Genomic DNA, 2,187 nt, shown 5'->3' on the forward strand with positions numbered 1-2,187 from the left:
AGTATCATTCGTGAGATGTGGGTATTGCTTCTTTTATAACCCGGGCGGGGACGCGCCAGTATGGCTTCACTGGGAGAGTACAGTCGGGACGACTTCGGGCAGGGCGGCTTGAACGACGGACTCGACGTCGCCGAACTGGTCGAGGAGATCGGACTCGACGCCGACGAGATCGCGTGGCGGAAGGAGTTCGTCGGGTTCGACGAGGAGGACGAGCGCCGACTGAACCGGTACGAGGACGCGTTCGCGGAGAACGCTGAACAGATCGCGGACGACTTCTACGACAACCTCACCGGCTACGACCAGACCGTCGACGTGATCGAGCGGTCTGAAAAGGGGATCGAGCAGCTCAAGCGGACGCAGTCGGCGTACCTCGTGACGCTTGCCGAGGGGGACTACGGCCCGGAGTACTTCGAGGACCGAGCGCGGATCGGGAAGCTCCACGACATGCTGGAGATGCCGATGAAACACTACCTCGGTCAGTACGGCGTGTACTACGACCTCATCCTCCCGCTTATCGGCGACCGGCTCGTCGATTCGCTCACCGACCGACTGGCCGACGACGTCGCGGGCGGAGGGATCGACGACGAGACCGCGGCGGCGGTCGAGGCGGAGGTCGACGACGCGATCGAGGACATCCTCTCCGTCCTCCGGATCGTCAACCTCGACATGCAGGTCGTGACGGACACGTACATCCACTCGTACAGCGAGAAGCTCTCCGAGGCGGTCGAGCGGAACGAGCGGCTGATGGCCGAGGTTGAAAAGGAGGTCCAAGAGCCGATCGGCGATCTCCGCGAGTCGGTAGGAGACGTCGCCGACAGCGCTGCCGCGGTCGGCGACGCGTCCGAAGACCAGTCACGACGGGTGGCCGAGGTCTCCTCGGAAGTGGCGAATCTCTCGGCGACCGTCGAAGAGGTGGCGTCGACCGCCGAGGAGGTGGAGCGCACGAGCAGCCGGGCGGAAGAGATGGCCGACGACGGCCGGGCGGCGGCCGACGACGCCGCGGCGGCCATGGCGGATATTGGTGCCGCCGTCGACGAGGTGGCTGACGACGTCGAGGCGCTCCAAGACCGCGTCGAGGAGATCGACGAGTTCGTCGACGCGATCAACGGGATCGCGGACCAGACGAACCTGCTCGCGTTGAACGCCTCGATCGAAGCGGCCCGGGCGGGCGACGCCGGGGCGGGGTTCGGGGTCGTCGCCGACGAGATCAAGTCGCTCGCGGAGGAGTCACAGCGGCACGCGAGCGACATCGAGTCGATGGTCGACGGGATCCGCACCGACACCGAGGAGACGGTCGAGAGCCTCTCGGAGACGACCCAGCGGGTCGACGACGGGAGCGAGCGCGTCGCCGACGCGACGGAGAGCCTCTCCGCCATCGCCGAGGCGGTGACGGAGACGGCGAACGGGATCGACGAGGTCTCCGACGTGACCGACGAGCAGGCCGCCGCCGCCGAGGATATCGCGGCGACGATAGACGGCGTGGTCGAACAGTCGAACGAAATCACCGAGGAGGTGCAGGAGCTGGCGGCCGAAAGCGAGCGCCAGTCGGAGGCGGTCGAAGCGCTGGAACACACCGTGCGCCGGTTGGCCGTGGACGGCGGAGACGGCGGTGGCCCCCACGTGGCGTCTCGGACGGACGGCGGAAGACCCGCCGAAGGAACGGAGGGCAGCCGGGAGGCCCCGGCGGGTGTCCCCGAGGGCATCCCGGAGTTCGTGATCGAGCGACTCTCCGACGAGGAACTACGGGCGCTCGCGGCCGGAGAGATGGACAGAGACGACCTGTTGTGAGGCAGTCGAGCCGATCTGACAGCGGGCGGCCCGCGGCTCGCAGACCGAATTCAGGGAGAGAAGTACGCGTCCGACCCCCGAACGTCGGGGAGTTCGCGCAGCGGCCGACGACCGCACCGACCGCAGACGTCCGGCTCGTCGGGGTCGTCCGGCAGCGCGAACACCGTCTCGCAGGCGTCGCAGACGACGTAGCGGAGCGCGAGCGACGGGGTATCAGTCACGGGCGCAGTAGGCGGGCGACGCACTTGAACCGACGCCTCGCGGGCGTCGCCGTCGGTCGGGGCCGGCGAGCGCGCGAGGGGTATCGGCCGGGGGCGAGCGGGCACGAGAGCGTCCTATCGACCGGAGCCGGCGTCGCCGGACGACTCGATCCGCGCCTCGTACTTCGCCAGCGACGCG

At 68.4% G+C, this 2,187-nt stretch carries 2 protein-coding genes; one reads left to right on the top strand and one right to left on the bottom strand.

The window, feature by feature from the left end; all coding sequences use genetic code 11:
* Nucleotides 1-60 precede the first annotated feature (60 nt).
* On the top strand, nt 61-1,788 hold the full coding sequence (locus BN903_RS14470; protein WP_228841120.1) for a globin-coupled sensor protein: 1,728 nt from the start codon (nt 61-63) through the stop codon (nt 1,786-1,788).
* Nucleotides 1,789-1,838: 50 nt separating this feature from the next.
* Here the strand turns inward: BN903_RS14470 and BN903_RS17725 are convergent, their stop codons facing one another.
* A complete protein-coding gene (locus BN903_RS17725) occupies nt 1,839-2,009 on the bottom strand; it encodes a hypothetical protein (protein ID WP_195155827.1) in 171 nt (56 codons plus the stop codon).
* Nucleotides 2,010-2,187: the final 178 nt, after the last annotated feature.

It is taken from the genome of Halorubrum sp. AJ67 (genome assembly GCF_000513435.1).

Bases quoted from the DNA above. Each gene is read 5' to 3' on its own strand.
- BN903_RS14470 (WP_228841120.1), top strand. From the start codon at position 61: ATGGCTTCACTGGGAGAGTACAGTCGGGACGACTTCGGGCAGGGCGGC.